The organism is Pseudomonas tritici (genome assembly GCF_014268275.3).
In the GTDB taxonomy this organism is placed as follows: domain Bacteria; phylum Pseudomonadota; class Gammaproteobacteria; order Pseudomonadales; family Pseudomonadaceae; genus Aquipseudomonas; species Aquipseudomonas tritici.
In genome coordinates this window covers 2,534,372-2,557,124 of the sequence record NZ_CP077084.1, presented here as the reverse complement: position 1 = coordinate 2,557,124, position 22,753 = coordinate 2,534,372, and the positions used below count along the sequence as shown (strand labels likewise).

Below are 22,753 nucleotides of genomic sequence, written 5' to 3'. Positions count from 1 at the left end.
GCCATGACCAGTCTGAAGGCCCACGAATTGTTCACGCCGCCCTGCCAACTGCAGGACCAGACCGACCTGCCCCGGGTCGGCTTTCGCGGCGCACAAAGCGCCGAGTACCTCACGGCGCGCGGCTTCACGTTGCCAGGCGCGCCTAACCAAGCCTGCGCGCAAGCGGACGGCAGTTGGGTGGCGCGCCTGTCGCAGAACGAATACCTGGTGCTGGGCAGCCTGCAGGATCAGGGGCAACGGATTGCCGATGAAGAAGCGCGTTGGGAACTGGACCACCGCGCCAACTACCGGCTGCCGCGCCAGGACAGCCATGCCTGTGTGCGGCTCAGCGGGGAGGTGATTGCGCAGGTGATGGCGAAGCTGTGCGGGGTGGATCTCAGTTTCCCGGCCTTCAAGCCGGGGATGGTGGCACAGACCTCGGTGGCGCGGGTCAATGCGATTGTCATCCACACAGGCAGTGTGGAGCTGCCGGCGTTTCATATCCTCTGGGATCGCGCCTCGAAGGCATACTTCGAGGGCGCGTTGCGGGATGCGCTGGAGGAGTTCGGCGGCGTGGGTCAGTCGGTGTAGCCCAACCGCGCCGCCCTGACCTTTTGGGTGTGTTGACGTGTCGCCAGGCAGTAATACAACGGGCACGTCACCACCAACCCCACCAACCACGACAAGTCCGCGCCTTCCACCAGGTTGGCCCACGGCCCCACATACAGCGACGTATTGGCAAACGGCAGTTGCACGATGATGCCGATGAAGTACGCCACGATCGCATGCAGGTTGAAACGCCCATACACCCCGCCATCGGCCTGGAAGATCGAGGCAATGTCATAGACCCCTCGCTTGATGATGTAGAAGTCGATCAGGTTGATTGACGCCCACGGCACCAACACCAGCAACAGCGCGAGGATCAGGCCGATAAATTGCGAGATGAAGTCCGCCGACGCGCCCAACGCCACCACGCAGCAACCGGCCAGGACCACGCCCGACAGCGCCACGCGCACCTTGATGCTCGGTGTCCAGTGGCTGGCGAAGGTCTGGACCGAGGTGATGATCGACAGCACCGCGCCGTACAGATTCAGGGCGTTGTGGCTGATGATATTGAGCAGGAACAGCACCATCAGGATCGGCCCCAGCCAGCCGGTGGCTTGCTTGACCGCGACCATGGCTTCGGTGCCTTCGGGCGTGGCCAGTGCAGCTACCAAGCCAAAGGCGAAGGACAGGATGGTGCCGAGGGTCGCGCCCAGGTAGGTGGCGAGGAACGGCCGAGTGATGCCAATGTCCGCCGGCAGGTAGCGCGAGTAGTCGCTGGTGTAGGGCGAAAAGCTGATCTGCCAGATCACCCCCAGCGACACGGTAGCCAACCAGCCCGCCGCGTTGAAGCCGCCACGGGTAAGGAAATCTGCCGGCAGGTCATGGGCAAAAATGTAGATAAAACCGGCCAGCAAAGCGCTGCCCATCACCCAGGTGCCGATGCGGTTGAGGGTATGGATAAAGCGATAGCCGATCACGCCGATGGCGGTGGCGCTGAGGGCGCCGATCAGGATGCTCGCCGGCACCGGCACCGACGGCACGATGCCGACGATGGACTTGCCAGCCAGGACGATATTGGAGATGAAAAAGCCGATGTAGATCAGCGCGGCGAAGAACACGATCAGCAGCGCGCCGTAACGGCCGAACTGGCCACGGCTCTGCACCATCTGCGGGATGCCCATGCGCGGGCCTTGGGCCGATGCGAGGGCAATCACGATGCCGCCGAGCAGGTGCCCGAGGGCAATCGCCAGCAGCCCCCACACCAGATTGAGATGGAACACCTGGGCGACCATGGCACCCGTGACGATCGGCAGCGGCGCGATGTTGGTGCTGAACCATAACGTGAACAGGTCGCGGGCCTTTCCATGGCGCTCTGCGAGGGGGACGTAATCGACCGTGTGATGCTCGATCAGGGGGTCTTGCCGGGACATCTGGGGCATGGAAATGAACTCGCGTTTGTCTGATCTTATAGTTGTTTGACGCCAAACCGGGGGAGCTCTCTGGCTGCCCCTCAGATGAACACCATATTATGGTATTCCAACATTTTCACAAGACTGATCCGTAGTCTTAGCGCGCATCTGATCCGCAATTGTGCCACAGCGCACCCTGTTATTTCCCGCCATAGCTCCCGTATTTATTGATGATAAGCCCCAGAATTGACGTTCATCGGGCGATTGAAAAAGCGGTTGCATCGATTGTATTACGGTATACCATCAGACCTACAAACTCATAAAAACCACATTACCCGCAGAGGACCGTCCCATGATTGATGCCGCTATCTACAAACAAGTGATGGGTTCGTTTCCGTCCGGTGTCACCGTGATCACCACGCTCGATGACGAGGGGCAAATCGTCGGGTTGACCGCCAGTGCCTTCAGTTCACTGTCCATGGACCCGGCCCTGGTGCTGTTCTGCCCCAACTACAGCTCCGACTCGTACCCGGTGTTGATCAAGAACAAGCGCTTTGCCATTCACGTGCTTTCCGGGGGGCAGCAAACCGAAGCCTATGCCTTTGCGCGCAAAGGCAAGGACAAGGCCCAGGGCATCGAATGGACGCTCAGTGAGTTGGGCAACCCGATCCTGGCCAATGCCACGGCGGTGATCGAGTGCGAGTTGTGGCGCGAATATGAAGGCGGCGACCACGCAATCATGGTCGGCTCGGTGAAAAACCTGATCGTGCCCCAGCAGAACGCCGGGCCACTGGTGTATTGCCACGGCAAGATGGGCGCCCTGCCCTTGGTTGCCTGATCCCCGACCCTTTCTGAAAACACCGAAGATCAAATGTGGGAGCGGGCTTGCTCGCGAAGGCGGTATTTCAGTCGTTGGATTCAGTGACTGATGCACCGCCTTCGCGAGCAAGCCCGCTCCCACAGTTTTGACTGCATTCCAAAGCGTGTCTGCCGGTGTCCATGTTTGCGCTAGGGTGCCAGTCAGGTGCGGAAGCGGCTGACCAATTGATTCAACGTCTGCGACAACGCCGTCAATTGCTGCGCATCCTGGCGCGTGGAGTCGGCCAGGCTTGCCACTAACTGCGCATCCCCATGAATCTGGCTGATGTGCCGATTGATGTCCTCGGCAACCTGGTGCTGCTCTTCGGCGGCGGTGGCGATTTGCGTGTTCATGTCGCGGATCACGTCGACCGACTCGCGGATCAGGCCAAAGCTGGCCCGCGCGTCGTTGATCGACACCACCGTTTCCTGGGACACCTCCAAGCTCGCATGCATCTGCTTGCCCATCTGATGAGTGCGGCGTGCCAGGTTGCCGAGCAGTCCGTCGATTTCACCGGTGGAGTCGGAGGTGCGCTTGGCCAGTGCGCGCACCTCGTCCGCCACTACCGCAAAACCGCGACCCTGCTCACCCGCCCGCGCGGCTTCGATAGCGGCGTTCAGCGCCAACAGGTTGGTCTGCTCGGCGATGGAGCGGATGGTGCCGAGGATCGACTGTATGTCATTGCTGTCTTTTTCCAGCTGCTCCATGGCCTGGGCGGAGTGGCCGATTTCCTGGCTCAAGCGCCCGACACTGCTCACCGCCGCGTCGATCTGCTGCTGCCCGGTATGGGCCTGACGCTGACCGTTGTCGGCCGAGTCGGCCGCCTGGCTGCAGGAGCGCGCGACTTCGTTGGAGGTGGCGACCATTTCATGAAACGCCGTCGAAACCATATCCACCGCTTCACGCTGTCGCTCGGCGACTTCGGCCATCTCCACCGAGACTTCAGTGGCACTGCCTGAGCTGGTGTGGATCTGCGCGGCGGCCTGGCCGATACGTTGGATCAGCGTGCGGATGGCTTCGAGGAACTGGTTGAACCAACCGGCAAGCTGCGCCGTTTCATCGCGACCTTTCACATCCAGGCGCGCGGTCAAGTCGCCCTCACCTTGGGCAATGCCTTCCAGGCCGCTGGCCACGCCGCGAATCGGCTTGACGATCAGCCCGGCAAACCAGGCGCCGGCCACCGCGAATAACGCACCGCACACCAGCGCAATGGCCGCAATCAGCCAGGTCAGGCGTGCTGCGCCGGCCATCACTTCACTCTCGCGCACCAGCCCGACAAACCGCCAGCCCAAGGCCTTTGATGGCCATACCAAGGCCATATAGCGCTCACCCGCCAATTCGACTTGCACAAGCCCCTGGCCGGCTTCGCTCAACTGCCGATAGCCTTCCCCCAGCTCGCCAAGCTTCTTGAAATTGTGGGACGGGTCATTCGGGTCCACCAGCACGGTGTTATTGGCTTCCATCAGCATCAGGTAGCCGCTCTCGCCCAGCTTGATCTGCTTGACCAGGTCGGTCAGTTGCTTGAGGGACACGTCGATGTTCACCACCCCACTCGCCTTGCCCTGGCGATCGTTGAAGCTTTGCACGGTGCTGACCAGCACCACATCGTCGGCGGCCCAGTAATAGGCCTCGGTGCGCAGGGTCTTGCCCGGCTGGGCCATGGCCGTTTTATACCAAGGCCGTGTGCGTGGGTCGTAGTTGGCTAGCTTGGGGTCGCCGGGCCAGAACACATAACCGCCGTCCTCGGTGCCCAGGGACAGATAGGTGTAGGCCGAGTGACTCTTGGCCAGGCCCTCGAACAACGTGAAAAGTTGCCCGTCACGCGCGCCGGGAGCGATCTGCGCCGCATCACTGGCCAAGTAGCGTTTCACATCACCATTGATACTCTGCAACTGCGGGTGTCCGGCCAGATAGGCGACGTTCTGGCTGATGCCTTCAAAAAACAGCTGCATCGCGTTGTCCACCTGGCGGATCTCGCGCCCACTGCTGTCGACAAAGCCGTCCCTGGCCTCATGGCGCACATTGAGGATGATCAGCACAGCCACCAGAATCACCGGCAGGCTGGCGATCACCGCAAAGGCCAGGATTAATTTTTGTTTTATGTTCATCGAGCTCGCCTTCCTTGTGAGGTGAGGGTGCAACCGTTGGAGAGAAAAGTTTTGCGGATATTCCGTATTATGGTATACCAACAATCAATCCGCCGAACAGCCGTTATCACCGGCACGCTTCACAGTGGCGAGAGCACTTAAGGGCCCGCAGTCGACAGGCCGATCACAATAGATCCGAGGTAAGCGTCATGAAGTTTTCCCTGTTCGTACACATGGAACGTTGGGATGAGAGTGTCAGCCATCGCCAGCTGTTCGAAGACTTGACCGAACTGACCCTGATGGCCGAGGCCGGTGGTTTCAGCACCGTATGGATTGGCGAGCACCACGCCATGGAATACACCATCTCGCCAAGCCCGATGCCGCTGCTGGCTTACCTCGCGGCCAAGACCACCACCATTCACTTGGGCGCTGGCACCATCATTGCGCCGTTCTGGCATCCATTGCGGGTGGCAGGCGAATGCGCCCTGCTCGACGTGATCAGCAACGGGCGTATGGAAGTCGGCCTGGCCCGGGGCGCCTATCAGGTCGAGTTTGACCGCATGGCTGGTGGCATGCCCGCCTCAAGCGGCGGTCAGGCCCTGCGCGAGATGGTGCCGGTGGTACGTGCACTGTGGAAAGGCGACTACGCCCACGACGGCGATATCTGGAAATTCCCCACCTCCACCAGCGTGCCCAAACCAATCCAACAGCCCAACCCGCCGATGTGGATCGCCGCCCGCGACCCGGACTCCCACAACTTCGCCGTCGCCAACGGCTGCAATGTAATGGTCACGCCGCTGATGAAGGGTGATGAAGAAGTCCTCGACCTGAAAAACAAATTCCAGGCCGCCCTGGACAACAACCCTGACGTACCACGCCCGCAACTGATGGTGCTGCGCCACACCCATGTGCATACGGCTGACGACCCGGAAGGCTGGAAAGTCGGGGCCAAGGCAATCTCGAAGTTCTACCGCACCTTCGATGCCTGGTTTGGTAACAAGAGCGTGCCGGTCAACGGCTTCCTCGACCCTAGCCCGGAAGAAAAATTCGCCGGTCGCCCTGAGTTTGAACTGGAAAGCCTGCATAAGACCGCGATGATCGGAACGCCGGAAGAGATCATTCCGCGCATCCAGTACTACCAGGAACTGGGTGTCGACGAGTTCAGCTTCTGGTGTGACAACAGCCTGCCCCACGCAGAGAAGAAAAAATCCCTGGAATTGTTTATCAAGCATGTGGTGCCGGCGTTTCGTTGAGTACGCGGTGAACTGCGTAGATTGAAAAGCTGCGGACACTGGGTGAAGCCGGGGTGCAACGCTTGTCCCCCGCTCCTCACCGCTCTTACGGGTTCGGGCAGGATCCATCTGCTTGGGGATAAACGCCTGCACAGCAGGCTACTGACGGTTTTTACAAAATAGACATTTAAGCGTCCATTTCATAAATCGCAGGCAAAAAAAAGCCACTCACCAGAGTGGCTTTTTCTTGTATTTGGAGCGAGAAACGAGACTCGCATCTGGCGTCCGAGTCATTGAAATCAAACGGCCCCCGTCAAAAATCGACGGTAGCCGATAGTTGTAACGTGCGCGGATACCCCGGGGAAAACGCACTATAAGAGGCCACGCCCGACCAATACTCACGGTCGAATACGTTCTGCACCGTGGCGCGGAAAGTCGTCGGCCGCCCTTCAATTTTGGTGGCATAGCGCGCGCCTGCATCGATACGGGTCCAGGCGTCCAGCGCTTGGGTGTTGGCCTGGTTGACGTATTGGCTGTCGGTGTAGATCGCGCCACCGGTAAGGGTCAAACCTTCCAGCCAGGGGGTGTCGTATTCCGCCCACAGGTTGGCCTGGATGTCGGGCACGCCGACCGGCTTGTTGCCCTGGTTAGCGGCAGTCGCAGATTTGGTCAGCTCGCCATCAAGGAAGGTCACTCCCCCCATCAAACGGGTGCCGGTGGCCACTTCGCCGAACACGCTGAGTTCCAGGCCACGGTTGCGCTGTTCGGCCTGCACCGAATACACGCCATTGGCGCCCAGTTCACCGGCTGGTTTCTCGATCTGAAACAACGCCAGCGTGGTCATGAAGGTGCCGTGTTCATACTTCACCCCCAGTTCGTGTTGCTTGGACTCGTACGGCGCAAAGGTTTCCCCGGCGTTGCTCGCCGTGCCCGGTGCCGCATCGCCTTTGCTCAGCCCTTCGACGTAGTTGTAGTAGAGGGAGACGTCCTCCCAGGGCTTGACCACCACACCCAGCAACGGCGTGGTGGCGTTGGCGTTGTAACGAGAGCTGACGGAGCCGGCAGCATTATAGTTACGTGACTCGATAAACTGCCGGCGCACGCCCAGGGTCAGTTGAAAACGGTCATCCAGCATCCCCAAGGTGTCGGTCAACGCCACGCCGGACAACTCCGACTCGGAGACTCGCAGCACCTTGGGCGTATTGATGTATTGCTTGGGCGTGTCCACCGGGTGGTAGATATTGGAGAGGATTGTCGTGCCGTTGTTGATGCCCCGCGACAGCTCATCCTGGTAACGGGTCGCCATCAACGTGGTGGTATGGGTGACCGGGCCGGTGGCGAAGAGCCCGCGCATCCCCACATCGGCGGTAGAACGGTCGACGTTGAATTTGTAATAGCCCGGGACGTTGCTGGTGTCACCGGCATCATTGAGGATGCGCGGCACCTGGTCAGACAGGCGCTTCACATCCGACTTGCCGCCCCCTGCATGCGCGAACACGGTGAGGTTGTCGCTCAGATCATATTCACCGCCGAGCAACGCGGACTGTTCCTTGGTATCCGACCAACCCCATTTCTGCGGCAGGCTGGTGCGGCCATTCGGGGCGGATGGCACGTCAACGCCCGGTGCGATGGTAAACGGGCGTGATGCGCCGTCGAAGCTTTCTTTCTGGCTGATGTAGTCGAGATTCAGGCGCAGCCGCTCGCCGCGATAATCCAGGGCAATCGCACCGATCCCCACGTCGCGATGCTGGTCGTTCACGGCCGTGTCGCCGCCCTGCAGGCTGCCGTTGAAGCGCACGCCGAACTGGTTTTCCTCACCGAAACGCCGGCTGATATCCAGGTGTCCGCCCGTTTGGGAGTCCGACGCGTAGCTGCCGGTAAAACGGGTCAGGTCCTGCTCCAGCGGCCGCTTGGGCACGATGTTGATGACCCCCCCGACACCGCTGTTGGGCGAGATGCCGTACATCAAGGCGCCCGGCCCCTTGAGCACTTCGACACGTTCGGCGTACTCGGTAAAGGCCCGGTAGTTGGGGGCTACGCCATACACGCCGTCGTAGGCCAGCTCACCCAGGTTGCCTTCGCCAATCGCAAAGCCGCGAATGAAAAACGAATCGACGATCCCGCCCGTCTGCCCCGTGGAGCGCACCGAGGGGTCACGTTCCAGCGCATCGGCAACGGTGACGGTTTGCAGGTCGGCGAGGGTTTTGGCGGTGTAGCTGGTGACGCTGAAGGGTGTATCCATCACGTCTTTGTTGCCCATCATGCCCAGCCGCGCGCCGCGCGCTACCTGCCCACCGGGGAGAACGTCGGGCAGCGCCGTCGGGCCGTTGTAGCGACCGTCGATGGTGGTGGTGTCGAGTGTCAGGCTGGGCGTGCTGTCATCCGTGGCGGCAGGCGTTGGTGTCTCAGCCCAGGCATTGGCGCCCGCTGCGACCATGACAAAATTCAACAGGGCGGTTCGAATGGCGAGTGTTAACACGCGCTCACCGCAGGGCCGACTGGCAACAGGCATGACGAGAGGATCCTTTCAACGAGGGAAAATGGGAATCACTCCTAATGCCAGTCGACGTGCGAAAAAGTATCACCCTCCCCATGATTTTTTTTGCACGGCTCATTCGTACAGGCGATCCAGCGGTATCGCGATGACCGGCAACGCCGGATCAAACACATGCCGCGTGGTCTTGTACGGAAAGATCTCGCCGCGAGCGATGGTGTTGAAAATCCGCGCGACCTCGAACGCATGCCCCGTGCGCCAGTGCCTTACGCACACCCGTGGGTCCGTATAGTCGAGCTGGATGCACGGTACTCGACACAGACCCAACTGCAACGCTGCATTCAGGCGGTGGTTACCGTCCATCACGATGCCATGCGAGCGCTCGACGATGATCGGTTCCAGCCAATGCCCTGCGCGGATAATCGAGTCGCATAGCCACTGAACATTGGCTGGGTCCACCTGTTCCGATTGCCGTACTTCGCACACCGGCCGCAGCGCAATCTGATAGGTCTGCCCCATGGTTCCCCCCTGCCCTGGCAGCATGTTCAGCAGGTCCCGGTCTTGGCGACCGCTGCGTATCGATGGGCCAGATCCAGCAGACGTTGCGCCTGCTCGATCAGCGGCAGATCGACCATTTCTCCGTCAACTTGCACCGCGTGGCTACCGCCGGCCACGGCACTCATCACCCGATCCGCCCAGGCCAATTGGTGGGCATCGGGCAAGAACGCGCGCTGCACCGTCGACAGCTGCGCGGGATGGATGCACAGCTTGGCCCCGAACCCGAGGGAGCGCGCGTAAAGCGAGTCCTGGGCGACCACCGCCAGGTCGTTGATCGCAGGCGTTACCCCGTCGATTGGCGCCGGCAAACCCGCAGTGCGAGAGGTCAGCACGATGCGGTTGCGTGCGTACAGAAACGCCTCGGGCACCTGGCCGCAATTGATATCCAGGGAAAAATCCAGCGAGCCGAAGGCCAGGCGCGCCAGGCCGGGAATCGCGGCAATCGCCTCCACCTGCTGCAAGCCTTTGGCCGTCTCGATGATCGCGACAATGTGCAACTGGGGTTGCCATGCCAGCAGCTGCTCGACCACCCGCGCCAACGCCTGGGGAGCCTCGGCCTTGGGCAGGAATACCCCGGTGCAACGCTCGGGGTAACGCATGTCGCCCAACCACGTCAGGTCCTGGCGGAACAACGCGCTGCCGACACTGTTGAGCCGGATAAACCGCTGGCACGCAACGCTCGACGTACTTTCCTGCCACGCCCACACGGCAGCTCGGGCAGCGGCTTTGCTCTCGGGATGAACCGCATCCTCGAGGTCCAGGATGATTGCATCCGCCCCGGCCTCAACGGCTTTGGCAAAGCGCTCCGGACGGTTCCCCGGAACGAACAGGTAGCTGATGGGAAGCAGCGTGGTCGTGCTCTGACGATCAGTGTTCATGGCATCTCTCCTTGGCGTGCATCAGTCGTGGTTTTTGAAAAAAATTTTCAGGGGCACCGAGGGGGTAAATTGCGCCTCTGGCGTCACCCTCGCCGATCAACGTTTAACCCCTTATTGATCAATGAATTAACAACGCTTTCAAACTAGGGACGAACGCCCGAAAGAGCGTGCAAATACGGGTTCGCGCACTGATCTTCAGCGGGCATTAATGTGAAATATTTGAAAACCTTACTTGATAATCATTCTCGGTAGCAATATTGTTCACGCCGCCAAGAGAAACTTTTCTTGTGCACATGCAAATCCTAATGTTCACCGAAAGTATGGCCTCGCGACATCATTTACCCATCACTCGCCGGTGAATTAGATCAAGAAAATCAGCAGTTAGTGGCTGATCGCTACATCCGTATAAACCTTATGAAATGGGGTTCTTATGCAATTGTTTTGTGAACCGATTATGACTGTCAAAGCCACAGTTTCGCCTGCAGGATTCGTGTGGCATCCACCGCCAAACACATAAGCGTAAAAACACGACAAGCGACAAGACCGCATTCATCGATCTCTTTTAGAGATTAAAATATGAATGACGACGCTATAAGCGCCAGGGGATAGTTATGTCCATTGCAACAACGCACCCAAATAAAGTGCGCACTGAAGTTCATCTTTCGAAAATGCTTAATCCATTATTGGATGTAAGCATCGCACAGCTGTTACATAGCCAGCCCGACACCCTGCTTGAACTCGTTGCACAACACGGCTCGCCCCTGAATCTTGTATGGCCACATGCTTTTGCACTGAACACCTGCGCATTGCGATCAGTGCTGGAACAGCATGAAGTCCAGCATGCGATCTTCTATGGCGCCAAAGCCAACAAGTCGCAATGTTTGCTGGGCGCGGCCAAGGCGTCCGGTATCGGCGTCGACGTTTCCAGCCTTTACGAGATGCAGGCAGCACTGCGCGCCGGTGTGCCAGCCGATCAGTTGTGTGCCACCGGTCCTGCCAAAACCGAGGATTTTCATCGGCAGCTCGTCCAGGCCGGCGCACTGATCTGCGTGGATTCACTGGAAGAATTCGACCATTTGAAAACACTGCTCGAAGCCCGCAGCAAGGCCATCAAAGCCCGGGTTTTATTGCGTTACAGGCCCAAAAACTGTGCGACCAGCCGCTTCGGAATGGGGGCCTCGGACGTGTTGGTGTGTTTGCACTTACTGACCGGGCTTCGGGCTTTTTTTGACTTCGAGGGTTTCCATTTCCACCTGGGTGGCTATGGGTTCGAATCCCGAGCACAGGCCTTTCGTGAAGTGACGGATTTCGTCGATGAGGCTCGAAAGATGGGATTGAACCCGACCATGATCGATATCGGGGGAGGCTTGCCCATTCGCTATATTGAGCCACACGCCTACGATCGTTTTATACACAACGACAATACACCCAGTCACTATTACAACCAATCCGTGCCCAACTCTTACTACCCTTACGGCAGCAACTTGACGGCGAGCCAGTGGCTGCATTCATTTCTGGAAAGTGCCTACTCGCCGCACCAGAACATTGCCCAGTATTTGAAAGCCAACAACATCACACTGGGATTGGAGCCAGGCCGAAGCCTGGTGGACCAAGCCGCCATTTCAGTGTTCCGCATTACACGCAGCAAAAAACTGGCAAATAACAAAACTGTGTTGTTTGTCGAAGGCAGTAGTTTCAGCGCGTGCGAAACATGGTTCGCGTCGGAATACCTGGTCGACCCGATATTAATCAGCGCGGCACCAACATCGGCCACGCCGATGCAAGCCTATATTGCCGGGCATAGTTGTCTGGATGATGACGTCATCACCCAGCGCCTGATCAACTTTACTACGTCCCCCAAGGCCGGCGACTTATTGATTTATGCCAATACCGCCGGCTACCAAATGGACTTGCTGGAGAACGAGTTTCATCGTCACCCCTTACCTCGGCGAATGGTGGCGACCTGTTGCACGCACGGTAACTACGCGTTTTCACCTGACTACTAGAGGGAGTACTTCCTATGATACTGAACAAAGTTTCCGAACTGATTGGTAATACGCCCATGTTGGGTATTTATATCCCGGGAACTGACGCCCGGCTGTTATTAAAGATAGAGAAAAATAACCCCGGTGGCAGTATCAAAGACCGCATGGCGCGCAACATGGTACTCGCCGCGCTCAAATCCGGACGCCTGAAACCGGGCGGTGTGGTGGTCGAGTCGTCGTCGGGCAATACCGGCATCGGCCTGGCCATGGCCGCCGTTGAATTCGGCCTGCAGTTTATCGCGGTGGTTGACCATCACGCGGCGCAGGACAAGATCGCGGTGATGAAGGCACTGGGCGCGGATATTCGGTTTGTCGCGGGGACCTATCGCGAAGATGAAGTCGCGGTGGTAGAGCGCCAGCGCCTGGCGGCCGAACTCGCCGAGCAGATCCCGGGCGCCGTGTTCATGAACCAGTCCGATAACGCGGCCAACGCCGGCGGCTACAGCGACTTTGTGCGGGAAACCATCGTTCAGGCCGAAGGTGTTATCGGCGCGTATGTCGGTTGCGTCGGTACCGGCGGGTCGATGACCGGAATTGCCCGAGGCCTTAAACAGCACAACCCCGACATCGTCACAGTGGCAGTGGAACCCGCAGGCTCCATCGTCTTCGGGCACCCCGGCTATCCGTATTATCAGTCCGGTACCGGCACGCCTGCCGGGGACACAGTGGGGCTGGTGCTCGATTACAGCTGCATCGACCTGGGCGTGCAGGTTACCGACTCACAAGCCTTCGAGACCTCCCGCTATATCGCCCGCCACCTCGCCCTGCTCGTAGGCGGCTCAACCGGTGGTGCGATTTTCAAGGCCCTGGAACTGATTCACAAAGGTGTACTGAGCGGCAACGTAGTGGTGCCGATTGCCGATGGCGGCGAAAAATACCTGCACACGGTCTTCGATGATAAGTGGCTGGACGAACGCGACCTGCTCGACCCCGGCGTCGCGTCGCAGCTGGATGCCTGGTTGGGCAAGAACCATTGGCAGGAGTCCAGCTCCGCCCCGCTGCAACTCAGCGTTGCATGACCCTCTTTCGACTAAGGAACGCCTCATGAAACCGCTGAAAGTCGCCATTTGCGGCGGTGGCCGGACCGGTCATCTCAACGCCATCCTGTTCAAACAACTGCCCGACGTCCAGGTTGCGCTGCTGACCAGCAATCTGGACGTCATCGACCACCACGCCCGGCAGGTGCCGCTCCAGGCTGTGCTGCCGGACGGATCCACGCTGACCGCCCGGCTGGACCGGGTGACCGCCGAGGCCAGGCCCGCCGTCGAAGACGCCGATATCGTCATCATCACGGTGCCAGCCCATGCCCGCGCCAAAATCCTGCAAGCCATCGCGCCGCAACTGAGCACGAGTAAACCGGTGTACATCGGGGCGATTCCGGGCTTCTGCGGGTTCGACTGGCTGGCCGAGGCCACACTGGCAAATCACCCGAACCTGGTGATATGGGGCATGAAGGACGTGCCTCATACCGCCTTCGAACTCAAACCCGGCCGGTCGATAAAAATGGGCGGCGGCAAAAGCCAGTTGTATGTCGCGACCCATTCGCGAGAATCCCAGGCGTCGCGCCAGCACCTGCACGACATCCTCAAACGGCTCTACGGCCCTTGCGTCACGCTGCTCGATCACTACCTGGAAATCACCCTGACGCCCGGCAACCCGATCATGCACAGCTCGGTGATCTACGGGTTGATCGGCCCCTACGGCCAATGGCACCGCAAGATCTTTCCGCAGCGCCTGTGCTGGTGGACGGAGTGCCCCGAACTGGGCGCTTACTTCCTGGAACGCATGGATCAGGAAAGCCAGGAACTGTGCGCGGTCATCAGTGAGCGCATGGGCGTCGATCTGTCGTCCGTCAAATCCTTGAAACAGGAAATCGTCGAGGCGTACGGCGATCAGATTCGCGACCAGAGCAGCATGTTGTCGATTCTGCGCACCAACCAGGCCTACAACGACATCCTCGCCCCCATGGTGCCGGCCGGCGATAACCGCGCCGGGTATGTGATCGAGCGTGAGAGCCGCGCGTTCAACGAAGACGTCGCCTATGGGCTGGTGTTGCTGGTGGAAATGGCCAGGCGGTTTGAACTGAAAGTGCCCTATATCGAAGAAGTCCTGCACTGGAGCGTTGCCTACATGCAAGGCCTGCGCGACTCGGCGCTGGATTACTTCCCGAGCCAATGGCCTCGCACGGCATAACCCTTTTAATGAATGACTCAACGAGCAGATAGCTGATATGGATGACCTCAACACCTTGATCGCCTACTCCCGCAAAAACGCCCTGCGCCGACTGATTCGTTGCTTGTTTGCGGAAAATATCCTGGATCGTTCGGCGCTGGCGTTTACCCCTGACGGCCGCCAGGCCACCTACCCGCTCAAGCAGCGCGGCGCGCAGCTGTTTTTCTCCGAGATTGCACTGGGGCCGGCCGACACGCTGGTCAATGACGGCGACGTGGTGCTGCTGACGGCCGAAGGCGTGCGCCAGGCGATCACCCGCCATCAAGACTTGCTGGATGTACTGCGCGACAGTTTCGACTTTGAGCCCAGCGACGAAGGCGTGGCCGGTCTCAAGTCGGATATGGAAAACAGCCTGCTGAACGACGCCCATGCACGCCAGTATCGCCAACACTGGAACGCACGCCTGGCCCAGGCCGCTCAACGCCAGGGCCTCATCAGCCTTACCGATTACTTACGCCGGCATTCGAGCACCAAGGACGCCGCCATCCTGCTGGACCAGTGGGGCTCATTGGAAGGTCACCCCTACTACCCGACCTGGAAAGCCCGCCCCGGACTGAATGACTCTGAGGTCGAGCAACTGTCTCCGGAGTTCAACGCCCAGGTACCCCTGCGAATTGCCGCCTTGCGTGCTGACATGGCCAAAAGCGAAAGCATGCCCCACGTGACCAGCTACCCCGCCTGGTTCGCCAGCAACTTCCCGGCACACTGGGAGCAATGGAAGGCGGCGCTGAACGCTAAGGGACTGGATGAAACACAATGGCTGCCACTGCCGATTCATGGCTGGCATTTGCAGGCCTATGTGCTCAAGACGTTTGCCGCAGAAATCGAAGAAGGTCTCCTGATCACCGAGGGGCCGGATATTCAGACGTTGCCGACCATGTCATACCGCACGATGATGCCGGTACTGGACCACGCTGCGCCGCTGATCAAATTGCCCATCGCGTTGTGGATGACCAGCGAGTTGCGCAGCCTGCAAGCCAAGTCGATCCATATGGGGCCGCGCATCAGCACGGTGATCACGCAAATCCTGGAAGCCGAAAACGGTTTCGACCAGCAACTGGAAATCTTCCCTGAAGAAATCGGCGTGCGCTACCGACACGCGATCACCCAGGACGACGTACCGGGAAAACACCTGTCCGTGGTATTTCGTGCCAGCCGGCAAGCGTTCGAACGCAACGATGATCGCCTGCCGATCACTGTAGCTTCGTTGTTCACCCGTTTGCCGGGCAGCGGTCGGCCGCTGTTTACCGACCTGATCGAACGCGACGGGGAGCGCGCCGACGCCGCCAGCGTAGAACGGTGGTTTCGCCACTATGCCAAAGTCGTCACCCACCCCGTGGTGGCAATCTACCTGCTGTACGGTATCGGGCTCGAAGCGCACCAGCAGAACACCATGGTGCTGTTCTCACCCGATGGCTTGCCGCGCAGCCTGCTGATCCGCGACTTTGGCGATGGCAGGACCTACGCCCCGCTGCTGGAGGAACGCGGTTATACGTTACAGCCACACGTGCAGCCTGGCATTCTGCCTACGGTCTTTACCGGTGATATCGAACCGGTGCGCATGTTTGTACTGGACGCCGCGTTCCTCACGCACCTGCATGAAATGGCCCTATGGCTGACCAAGGAATACGGCATGGACAACACGCGCTTGTGGGCAGTATTGCGCGAGGAAACCGAAAACGCCTTCGCCGCCGTACGCGATCGGGTTTCGCCGCAGGTGTGGGAAGTGGAACGCCAGGCCTTTGTCGAGGATCCTTGGCCTACCCGTTCATTGCTGCGCATGCATCTGATGCAGTATTCCAACTACCGTTTGCAGCACACCCTGACCAACCCGCTAGCTGCCGTTTAACGATCGAGGCCGTCTCATGTCCCAAGCAGGTGCCATCCAGGGTTCAAGTGTGAGAATCCTTATTTATCTTCTGTTCGCGATCCAACTGGTCTCCATGGGCGCGATGGAAATGAGCGGGCCGTTCTGGCCCGTGCACCTGCGCGGGCTGGCCTCTTCGGAGTCGATATTCAGCTTCGCCAGCATCGCCGTGTACGTCGGGCCGATGCTGGGCATCATGCTGACCAGTGCATTCTGGGGCCGCATCGGCGATCGCTACGGCCACAAATTAATGATGATCCGCGCACTCGCGGGGTTGTCCCTGACCCAGCTCGGGCTGGCGTTTTTCAGTGACATCTGGGTCATCCTGGTCCTGCGTTTTCTGCAGGGCGCCTTTGCTGGCTATATAGCCCCGGCGCAGGCTTACGGGGTCAGTATCGAAGCCCCGTCGCGACGGGCCCGGTTATTTGCGATCCTGCAGATATCGACCAATGTCGGCTCACTGCTGGGCGCGGTCGTAGGCGGCCTGATCCTCGATTTCGCGACGTTTTTCTGGATCAATATCGTCGCCTCAGTGCTCTGTGCACTCTGTACCGTCATCGCCGCCGTGACGTTGCCGGATGTGCCTCCCGTACCGAAAAAACCGGCGGTGGCCACCCGCACGCCGGCCGCAGACACCGACAGCGTATGGCGCAGCTCTCCCCTGCTGTCGCTGCTGTGTGTCATGGGGATCCTGCTGCTGGCGCGCATGTTGCCGCAGACATCCTTTTCGCTGTACGTGAGCTCGACGTTCGAGGTCAGCAACTCAGTCGTCGGCCTGTGCTATGGGTTGCTGGCCCTGGGCTTTATCCTGTCGGCAACGGCGTGGTCGCGCTACTTCGAGCATCGTTCCCAGGCAGAAACCCTGCAACGCATCACGTATATCGTCATGGGCTGCATTGCCTTGACTGCCGTGGCAGGCGTAACGCGCAGCCCCGTGGTATTTATCGTTGCCTACTTCATTTGGGGGGTGCTGCTGGGGGCGACCACCCCTGTACTGATGGCATTGGTCTCGAAAACCGCCGACAGCTCGCGACAAGGCTACGTACTGGGTATTGCTCAAAGTACGGCGCAGTTCGCCTCGATTGCCGGCATCTCCATTGGTGGCTTGCTGAGCCAGGTCTATGGCCTGCAATACACCTATCTTTTCGTGTGCCTGGCCTATGCAGTGGCGCTGATTCCCATGATCGCGTTGCGGTACTGGTCGGTGTCCGCGCCTTCCAATCGCGTTGCGGACGGCGACTGAACAAGGAGTGAGGGTGTGAACGTTGAACAACTGCGTGCCGACACACCGGGTGTCGAGCATTTGATCCATTTCAATAATGCCGGTGCGGCGCTGATGCCTGAGCCGGTGGTCCAGGTCATCACTGGGCACTTGCAACAGGAAGCGCGCCTCGGCGGGTATGAAGCGGCCGCCCAATGCGCGGCTGAACTGGAAAATGTCTACGCCGCCATCGGGCGCCTGATCAATGCGCGTCCCAATGAAATCGCAGTGGTCGAAAACGCCACCCGGGCCTGGGACATGGCGTTCTATTCACTGGCGCTCAAGCCCGGCGATACCGTGCTGACATCAATGACCGAATACGCCGGCAACTACATCCCATACCTGCAATTGAGGCAGCAGCGCGGGATCGAGATCCGGATCATCCCCAACGATGAACACGGCCAGGTGTGCCTCGCGGCCTTGGCGACCCTGCTTGAAGACGAGCGCGTCGCCCTGGTATCGCTGCCGATGATCGCCACCAATGGCGGGCCTGTGCAACCCGTCGAGCAGATCGGTGCCCTCGCCCGGGCGGCGGGCGTATTGTTCCTGCTGGACGCTTGCCAGGGGGTGGGGCAGGTACCGATCGATGTGCAAAAGATCGGCTGCCATATGCTCACCGCCACCAGTCGAAAATATCTGCGCGGGCCCAGGGGCATGGGGTTCCTGTACATCGAGCCGTCCCTGTGCCAGCGCTTGGAGCCGGTTTTTCTTGACCTGCACGCGGCCTCGTTGCTCACGGCGGATAGCTTTAAAATTCGCACTGATGCCCGACGTTTTGAAAATTGGGAATGCAACGTCGCGGCCAAGCTGGGCCTGGGGGCAGCGACGGAGTATGCGCTGGCGCAGGGCATCGAACCGATGTGGCAGCGCATCCAGCACCTGGCAGGCTACTTACGCCATCGACTGACGGAAGTGACGGCTATCACTCCCCAGGACCTGGGACCTGTAAAGTCCGGCATCGTAACGTTCAGTCATCGGTACAGCAGCGCCCCACAGGTGCAGCAGTGGCTCGCCACGCAACCCAAACGTATCAACGTGAGCACCTCTAACGCAGGCTCCACCCTGCTCGACATGCAACATCGGGGCTTGCGTGAGGTCAGCCGTGCGTCAGTTCATGCCTACAACACCGAAGCCGAAATCGATTCATTGATTGACGCCTTGATACGCCTGTCACATGCCTGATCACGGGAGACAATCGCGCTTGCGCTCAAGTCGGGTTGTCAACTAGCATTGGGAATACTTCTCAATTACAAACAAATCTGCCGCCATGAGCGAAACCTCTTCCGCGAATCATCTCAATCACCTGCGTGCCATCGAGGCCCTATACAGCGGGCATCACGGCTGGCTGTACGCCACGCTGAAGAGAAAACTGGGTAACGCCATGGATGCGGCGGATCTGGCCCAGGACACCTTCACCCGGATCCTCGCCTCACAAGTCACGGTGATTGACCAGCCACGGGCGTACTTGAGCTGCGTGGCCAAGGGCATTCTGGTCAACTGGTACCAGCGCAAGGCACTGGAGCGCGCCTACCTGGATGCACTGGCGAACGTGCCCACCCACGAAGCGCCGTCGCCCGAGGCGCACTTCATGGTGCTGGAAACCCTGTACGAAATCGACGTCATGCTCGATAGCCTTGCGCCGCTGGTCAAGCGGGCCTTCCTGCTGTCGCAGATCAACGGCCTCAAGTACGACGACATCGCCGAGCAGCTGGGTGTATCGCTGATCACCGTCAAGCGCTACATGAAACAGGCCTTCGTACAATGCCTGATGCTGGTGGAATGAATGCTCGGTCTGCGCAGGGAGCCACCGCTGGACCCGCAGGTACTCGAAGAAGCCGCCGAGTGGCTGATGCGCTTGAACGAACGCGAACTGAGCGAGCACGAGCGTGCCGAATGGGAGCGCTGGAAGGTCAGCAGCCCGGAGCGTGATCGTGCCTGGTCGCGTGCTCAATTGCTGCAGAGCAAGTTCGGCGGCCTGCCACCCTCCCTGGCGATGTCGGCGCTGGACCGGCCAAACAGCCCGGAACGTCGTGCAGCACTGGGCAAGCTGGCGATCCTGCTGGCGGTGATGCCTGTGGGTTGGGGAAGCTGGAAGCTGGCGCAATCGCAGCAATGGTCAGCAGACTACCGCACCGACGTTGGCCAGCGCCGCGAACTGACCCTGGCCGATGGCTCGCGTATCACCCTGAACACCGATACCGCTATCGACGTCGTATTCGACGACCGCCAACGCCTTATTCACCTGCGCGAAGGCGAAATCCTGGTGCAGACCGCCGTGGACAACGCCCCTCAGCCCCGGCCGTTCCTGATCAGCACCCGCCAGGGGCGCATGCAGGCGCTGGGCACACGTTTTACCGTACGAGAAGTAAGCCCACGCACGCACCTCGCCGTGATCGACGGCGCGGTGAGCGTGATATTGGCCGATAACCGCCAGACCCCACCGTTGATCGTCAACGCCGGGCAGCGCACCGACTTCTCCTCACAGACCTTTGGTGAGCTGGCGCCGACCGATCGCTATATCGGCTCATGGACCCAAGGCATGTTGATGGCCGACAAGATGCGCCTGGCGGATTTCGTCGCGGAACTGACGCGCTACCGCCGAGGCTTCCTGCGCTGTGATCCGGCCATCGCCGACCTGCGCATTTCCGGGGCCTTTCCGGTCGGTGATACCGATCGCACTTTGAGTATGCTGGTGCACACCTACCCCGTGCTGGCGAACAGTCATTTGCGCGGTTATTGGGTCACCCTGTCGCCTGCCTGATTTCACGCAAAAATAAACGGCGGTCGGGGTGATACTTTTTTCGATCTCGGCTGGCAAAGACAGGAACAGCCTTTTCCTCTCGTCCATTGGGTCCTCCTTTCATGCCTGTAGCACGGCCCCTGCGTCCGGCTCGTCCGTTCAAACCGATGGTGCACGGCGTCGTGCTCAGCCTGCTACTGGCCGGTGCCGTCTGCCCGGCAGCATTGGCGGGCGAACCGGCCCAATTGGACGCGGTCGCTTTGCAGGCCTACCACATTGCCCCCGGCCCGCTCGGCGCAACGCTCTCAAGCTTTGCCGTGGACGCCGGCATTGCCCTGTCGTTCCAGCCGTCGCTCACGGAGGGACTGATCAGCCCCGAACTGCGCGGGACCTACTCCACCCAGGAGGCTGTCACGCGTTTGCTCGAAGGCAGCGGCCTGGAGATGGTGTTGCGCAGCGATGGCAGCTACACCCTGGTACCGCGCCGGCTAACGTTGTCGGCGACCACGGTGGAGGCGGCGCAAAAACATACCGATAGCCTGCCGCCGGTGTACCCGGGCGGCCAGGTAGCCGAGGGCGGGCGTCTCGGCCTACTGGGCAATACGGATGTGATGGACGCGCCCTTCAGCATCAGCACCTATACCGCGTCATTGATCAAAGACCAGCAGGCGACAACCGTAGGCGACGTGCTGGAGCGCGACTCCTCGGTCCGCTCCACCGGCCAGACGGGGGGTATCGTCGATTCATTCTTTATTCGTGGTTTTCCGGTGGGCGAAGGCAACCTTGGGGAACTGGCGTTCGACGGCGTGTACGGCGTGGCCTCCAATTACCGGGTCTTCACCGACTATGCCGAACGCATCGAAGTGGTCAAAGGCCCCGGCGCCCTCCTCTACGGCATGTCCCCGAACAGCGCCGTCGGTGGCGTGATCAACGTGGTCCCCAAGCGCTCCCTGGACGAGGACCTGACCCGCGTCACGGCCACCTATGGCCAAGACCTGCAACTGGGCACCCACATCGACCTGAGTCGGCGGTTTGGCGAGGACCGGCGATTCGGCGTGCGCGTCAACGGCCGCGCGCAGCAGGGTGACACCGTCATCGACAAGCAATCGCGAGACGTCGGGGTGAGTGCCATCTCCCTGGATTACCAGGGTGATCGCCTGCGCACCAGCCTGGACCTGATCGCCCAGCAAGAGCAATTTGACGCGGCTTCACGGCCATTTCTGATCGCTCCCGGTGTGCCGATTCCCCACGCCGCCAACGGGCGTACCAACGTCAGCCAGGCGTGGGGCTGGTCCAAAACCCGCGACGAGTCGGCATTGCTGGGTGGCGAGTATGACGTGAACGACGCACTGACCCTGTTCGCCCATGCCGGCGGTGGGAAGTCGAACGTGGCACGCCTTTCCGACCAGACCCCGACCATCGTCAACACCGCCGGGGACACCTCGTCGATTCCCGGCTATTACAAATTCAAGGTCCGGCGCTACACGGTCGACACCGGCGCCAGACTGCGCTTCGACACCGGGCCGATCAGCCACAGCACCACGCTGCAAGTCACGCGCTATCGCGATGAGTTGTCGCGCGGCATTATTTCCGGCCCGCCGATCCTGTCGAACATTTACCACCCTATCTCCCGGCCGGAGGTAGACATTCCAACGCCTGCCACGCCGAAAGTCTCGGCGACCGAATTGTCCGGCGTCGCGGTTGCCGACACCTTGTCGATGCTCGATCAGCGCCTGCAGGTGACTGTCGGCCTGCGCAAACAGACCATCCGCTCCAACAACTATGATGCGGCAGGTGCGGTGACCACGGCTTACGACGATGGCAAGACGACGCCGCTGTTCGGGGCAGTCGTCCGCCCCTGGGATCATGTGTCGTTCTACTACAACTACCTGGAAGGCTTGAGCAAAGGCGATATCGCTCCCGCCACAGCCTCGAATGCGGGCCAGATCTTTGCCCCCTACGTCTCACGCCAGCATGAGGTCGGGGTCAAGCTCGACTACGGCACGGTTATGTCCACACTCGCGCTGTTCCAGATCACCAAACCCAGCGGCGAACTGTCAGGCACAACCTTTGCGGTACAGGGTGAACAGCGCAACCGGGGCCTCGAACTCAACGTATCCGGCGAGGCCGGCCGAGGTACACGCCTGCTCGGCGGGGTGACGCTGCTGGATGCACAACTGACCAAAAGCGCGGTTGCCGCCAACCGGGGCAATACCCCGGTGGGGGTGCCCAAGGTGCAAGCCAATCTCTGGGCCGAGTGGGACGTGCCCTGGGTCGAGGGGCTGACGCTGACCAGCGGGGCGCTGTACACCGCCAGCCAATATGTGAACCAGGCCAACACCCAGCAGTTGGACCCCTGGACTCGCTTCGACATGGGCGTGCGCTACAGCACGCGTATCGCCCAGCGGCCGACGACCTTCCGCGCCACGGTACAGAACGTGTTCGACCGTGAGTATTGGTCGGGCGTCGCTTCCTATGGTGCGTTCTCTCAAGGCTCGCCACGCACCCTTCTACTGTCGACCACGGTCGATTTCTGAAACCTTCGGCCCGGCACGGCTAGCTGCAC

16 protein-coding genes and 2 pseudogenes are annotated in these 22,753 nt (G+C 60.2%); 12 read left to right on the top strand and 6 right to left on the bottom strand.

Features of this window, described 5'->3' with window-relative positions:
* The first annotated feature begins 3 nt into the window (after nucleotides 1–3).
* Nucleotides 4–570 carry a sarcosine oxidase subunit gamma gene (locus tag HU722_RS11485; RefSeq protein ID WP_065881111.1) on the top strand — a complete coding sequence of 189 codons (567 nt, stop codon included), beginning with the start codon at nucleotides 4–6 and terminating at the stop codon, nucleotides 568–570.
* Here HU722_RS11485 and HU722_RS11480 read toward each other — a convergent pair.
* A complete protein-coding gene (locus HU722_RS11480) occupies nucleotides 558–1,964 on the bottom strand; it encodes a purine-cytosine permease family protein (RefSeq protein ID WP_065872271.1) in 1,407 nt (468 codons plus the stop codon). The genes HU722_RS11485 and HU722_RS11480 overlap by 13 nt on opposite strands.
* A 322-nt stretch (nucleotides 1,965–2,286) precedes the next feature.
* Between HU722_RS11480 and HU722_RS11475 the strand changes: the two genes are divergently transcribed.
* Nucleotides 2,287–2,772: a flavin reductase family protein gene (locus HU722_RS11475; protein ID WP_065872272.1), complete on the top strand. Its 486-nt coding sequence runs from the start codon at nucleotides 2,287–2,289 to the stop codon at nucleotides 2,770–2,772.
* A 182-nt stretch (nucleotides 2,773–2,954) separates the two neighbouring features.
* Here HU722_RS11475 and HU722_RS29240 read toward each other — a convergent pair.
* A pseudogene (locus tag HU722_RS29240) lies at nucleotides 2,955–3,551 on the bottom strand (methyl-accepting chemotaxis protein); the annotation flags it as partial.
* 309 nt (nucleotides 3,552–3,860) lie between these two features.
* A pseudogene (locus tag HU722_RS29235) lies at nucleotides 3,861–4,745 on the bottom strand (cache domain-containing protein); the annotation flags it as partial.
* Nucleotides 4,746–5,089: 344 nt separating this feature from the next.
* Between HU722_RS29235 and HU722_RS11465 the strand changes: the two are divergent.
* Complete coding sequence (locus HU722_RS11465) at nucleotides 5,090–6,133, top strand: LLM class flavin-dependent oxidoreductase (RefSeq protein ID WP_065872274.1); 1,044 nt, start codon at nucleotides 5,090–5,092, stop codon at nucleotides 6,131–6,133.
* A 292-nt stretch (nucleotides 6,134–6,425) separates the two neighbouring features.
* Here HU722_RS11465 and HU722_RS11460 read toward each other — a convergent pair whose 3' ends face one another.
* The 3 genes from HU722_RS11460 to HU722_RS11450 all read right to left on the bottom strand — a co-directional run bounded on the left by HU722_RS11460 (nucleotide 6,426) and on the right by HU722_RS11450 (nucleotide 10,042).
* Entirely contained in the window at nucleotides 6,426–8,624 is a 2,199-nt protein-coding gene (locus HU722_RS11460; RefSeq protein ID WP_065872276.1) for a TonB-dependent receptor, read from the bottom strand.
* A 99-nt stretch (nucleotides 8,625–8,723) separates the two neighbouring features.
* Nucleotides 8,724–9,125: a ParB N-terminal domain-containing protein gene (locus HU722_RS11455; protein ID WP_065872277.1), complete on the bottom strand. Its 402-nt coding sequence runs from the start codon at nucleotides 9,123–9,125 to the stop codon at nucleotides 8,724–8,726.
* Between the two features lie 26 nt (nucleotides 9,126–9,151).
* Complete coding sequence (locus HU722_RS11450) at nucleotides 9,152–10,042, bottom strand: HpcH/HpaI aldolase/citrate lyase family protein (protein WP_065879966.1); 891 nt, start codon at nucleotides 10,040–10,042, stop codon at nucleotides 9,152–9,154.
* Between the two features lie 611 nt (nucleotides 10,043–10,653).
* On the opposite strand from HU722_RS11450, the gene HU722_RS11445 reads away from it, so the two are divergent.
* The 9 genes from HU722_RS11445 to HU722_RS11405 all read left to right on the top strand — a co-directional run bounded on the left by HU722_RS11445 (nucleotide 10,654) and on the right by HU722_RS11405 (nucleotide 22,724).
* Entirely contained in the window at nucleotides 10,654–12,048 is a 1,395-nt protein-coding gene (locus HU722_RS11445) for a Y4yA family PLP-dependent enzyme (protein ID WP_065872280.1), read from the top strand.
* 14 nt (nucleotides 12,049–12,062) lie between these two features.
* Complete coding sequence (locus HU722_RS11440; RefSeq protein ID WP_065872282.1) at nucleotides 12,063–13,106, top strand: PLP-dependent cysteine synthase family protein; 1,044 nt, start codon at nucleotides 12,063–12,065, stop codon at nucleotides 13,104–13,106.
* A 25-nt stretch (nucleotides 13,107–13,131) separates the two neighbouring features.
* A complete protein-coding gene (locus tag HU722_RS11435; RefSeq protein ID WP_065889289.1) occupies nucleotides 13,132–14,280 on the top strand; it encodes an NAD/NADP-dependent octopine/nopaline dehydrogenase family protein in 1,149 nt (382 codons plus the stop codon).
* A gap of 37 nt (nucleotides 14,281–14,317) precedes the next feature.
* Nucleotides 14,318–16,168, top strand: a complete 1,851-nt coding sequence (locus HU722_RS11430) for an IucA/IucC family protein (RefSeq protein ID WP_065889287.1) — start codon at nucleotides 14,318–14,320, stop codon at nucleotides 16,166–16,168.
* Nucleotides 16,169–16,184: 16 nt separating this feature from the next.
* Nucleotides 16,185–17,429: an MFS transporter gene (locus HU722_RS11425; RefSeq protein ID WP_065889286.1), complete on the top strand. Its 1,245-nt coding sequence runs from the start codon at nucleotides 16,185–16,187 to the stop codon at nucleotides 17,427–17,429.
* A 15-nt stretch (nucleotides 17,430–17,444) separates the two neighbouring features.
* The gene (locus HU722_RS11420; RefSeq protein WP_065872286.1) at nucleotides 17,445–18,629 is read left to right on the top strand and encodes an aminotransferase class V-fold PLP-dependent enzyme; all 1,185 of its coding nucleotides are present in this window, start codon (nucleotides 17,445–17,447) and stop codon (nucleotides 18,627–18,629) included.
* 85 nt (nucleotides 18,630–18,714) lie between these two features.
* Nucleotides 18,715–19,230 (top strand): sigma-70 family RNA polymerase sigma factor, encoded by a 516-nt coding sequence (locus HU722_RS11415; RefSeq protein WP_065945939.1) that lies wholly within the window; start codon nucleotides 18,715–18,717, stop codon nucleotides 19,228–19,230.
* Complete coding sequence (locus HU722_RS11410) at nucleotides 19,231–20,208, top strand: FecR domain-containing protein (RefSeq protein ID WP_065872288.1); 978 nt, start codon at nucleotides 19,231–19,233, stop codon at nucleotides 20,206–20,208.
* Nucleotides 20,209–20,309: 101 nt separating this feature from the next.
* Nucleotides 20,310–22,724, top strand: a complete 2,415-nt coding sequence (locus HU722_RS11405; RefSeq protein ID WP_065945940.1) for a TonB-dependent receptor — start codon at nucleotides 20,310–20,312, stop codon at nucleotides 22,722–22,724.
* The last annotated feature ends 29 nt before the right edge of the window (nucleotides 22,725–22,753 follow it).

Excerpts from the sequence above, each read along its gene's own strand:
- HU722_RS11465 (WP_065872274.1), top strand. The coding sequence starts at position 5,090 with ATGAAGTTTTCCCTGTTCGTACACATGGAACGTTGGGATGAGAGTGTC.
- HU722_RS11425 (WP_065889286.1), top strand. The coding sequence starts at position 16,185 with ATGTCCCAAGCAGGTGCCATCCAGGGTTCAAGTGTGAGAATCCTTATT.
- HU722_RS11480 (WP_065872271.1), bottom strand. The coding sequence starts at position 1,964 with ATGCCCCAGATGTCCCGGCAAGACCCCCTGATCGAGCATCACACGGTC.
- HU722_RS11445 (WP_065872280.1), top strand. The coding sequence starts at position 10,654 with ATGTCCATTGCAACAACGCACCCAAATAAAGTGCGCACTGAAGTTCAT.
- HU722_RS11440 (WP_065872282.1), top strand. The coding sequence starts at position 12,063 with ATGATACTGAACAAAGTTTCCGAACTGATTGGTAATACGCCCATGTTG.
- HU722_RS11405 (WP_065945940.1), top strand. The coding sequence starts at position 20,310 with ATGCCTGTAGCACGGCCCCTGCGTCCGGCTCGTCCGTTCAAACCGATG.
- HU722_RS11455 (WP_065872277.1), bottom strand. The coding sequence starts at position 9,125 with ATGGGGCAGACCTATCAGATTGCGCTGCGGCCGGTGTGCGAAGTACGG.
- HU722_RS11410 (WP_065872288.1), top strand. The coding sequence starts at position 19,231 with ATGCTCGGTCTGCGCAGGGAGCCACCGCTGGACCCGCAGGTACTCGAA.
- HU722_RS11415 (WP_065945939.1), top strand. The coding sequence starts at position 18,715 with ATGAGCGAAACCTCTTCCGCGAATCATCTCAATCACCTGCGTGCCATC.
- HU722_RS11430 (WP_065889287.1), top strand. The coding sequence starts at position 14,318 with ATGGATGACCTCAACACCTTGATCGCCTACTCCCGCAAAAACGCCCTG.
- HU722_RS11450 (WP_065879966.1), bottom strand. The coding sequence starts at position 10,042 with ATGAACACTGATCGTCAGAGCACGACCACGCTGCTTCCCATCAGCTAC.
- HU722_RS11460 (WP_065872276.1), bottom strand. The coding sequence starts at position 8,624 with ATGCCTGTTGCCAGTCGGCCCTGCGGTGAGCGCGTGTTAACACTCGCC.
- HU722_RS11435 (WP_065889289.1), top strand. The coding sequence starts at position 13,132 with ATGAAACCGCTGAAAGTCGCCATTTGCGGCGGTGGCCGGACCGGTCAT.
- HU722_RS11485 (WP_065881111.1), top strand. The coding sequence starts at position 4 with ATGACCAGTCTGAAGGCCCACGAATTGTTCACGCCGCCCTGCCAACTG.
- HU722_RS11475 (WP_065872272.1), top strand. The coding sequence starts at position 2,287 with ATGATTGATGCCGCTATCTACAAACAAGTGATGGGTTCGTTTCCGTCC.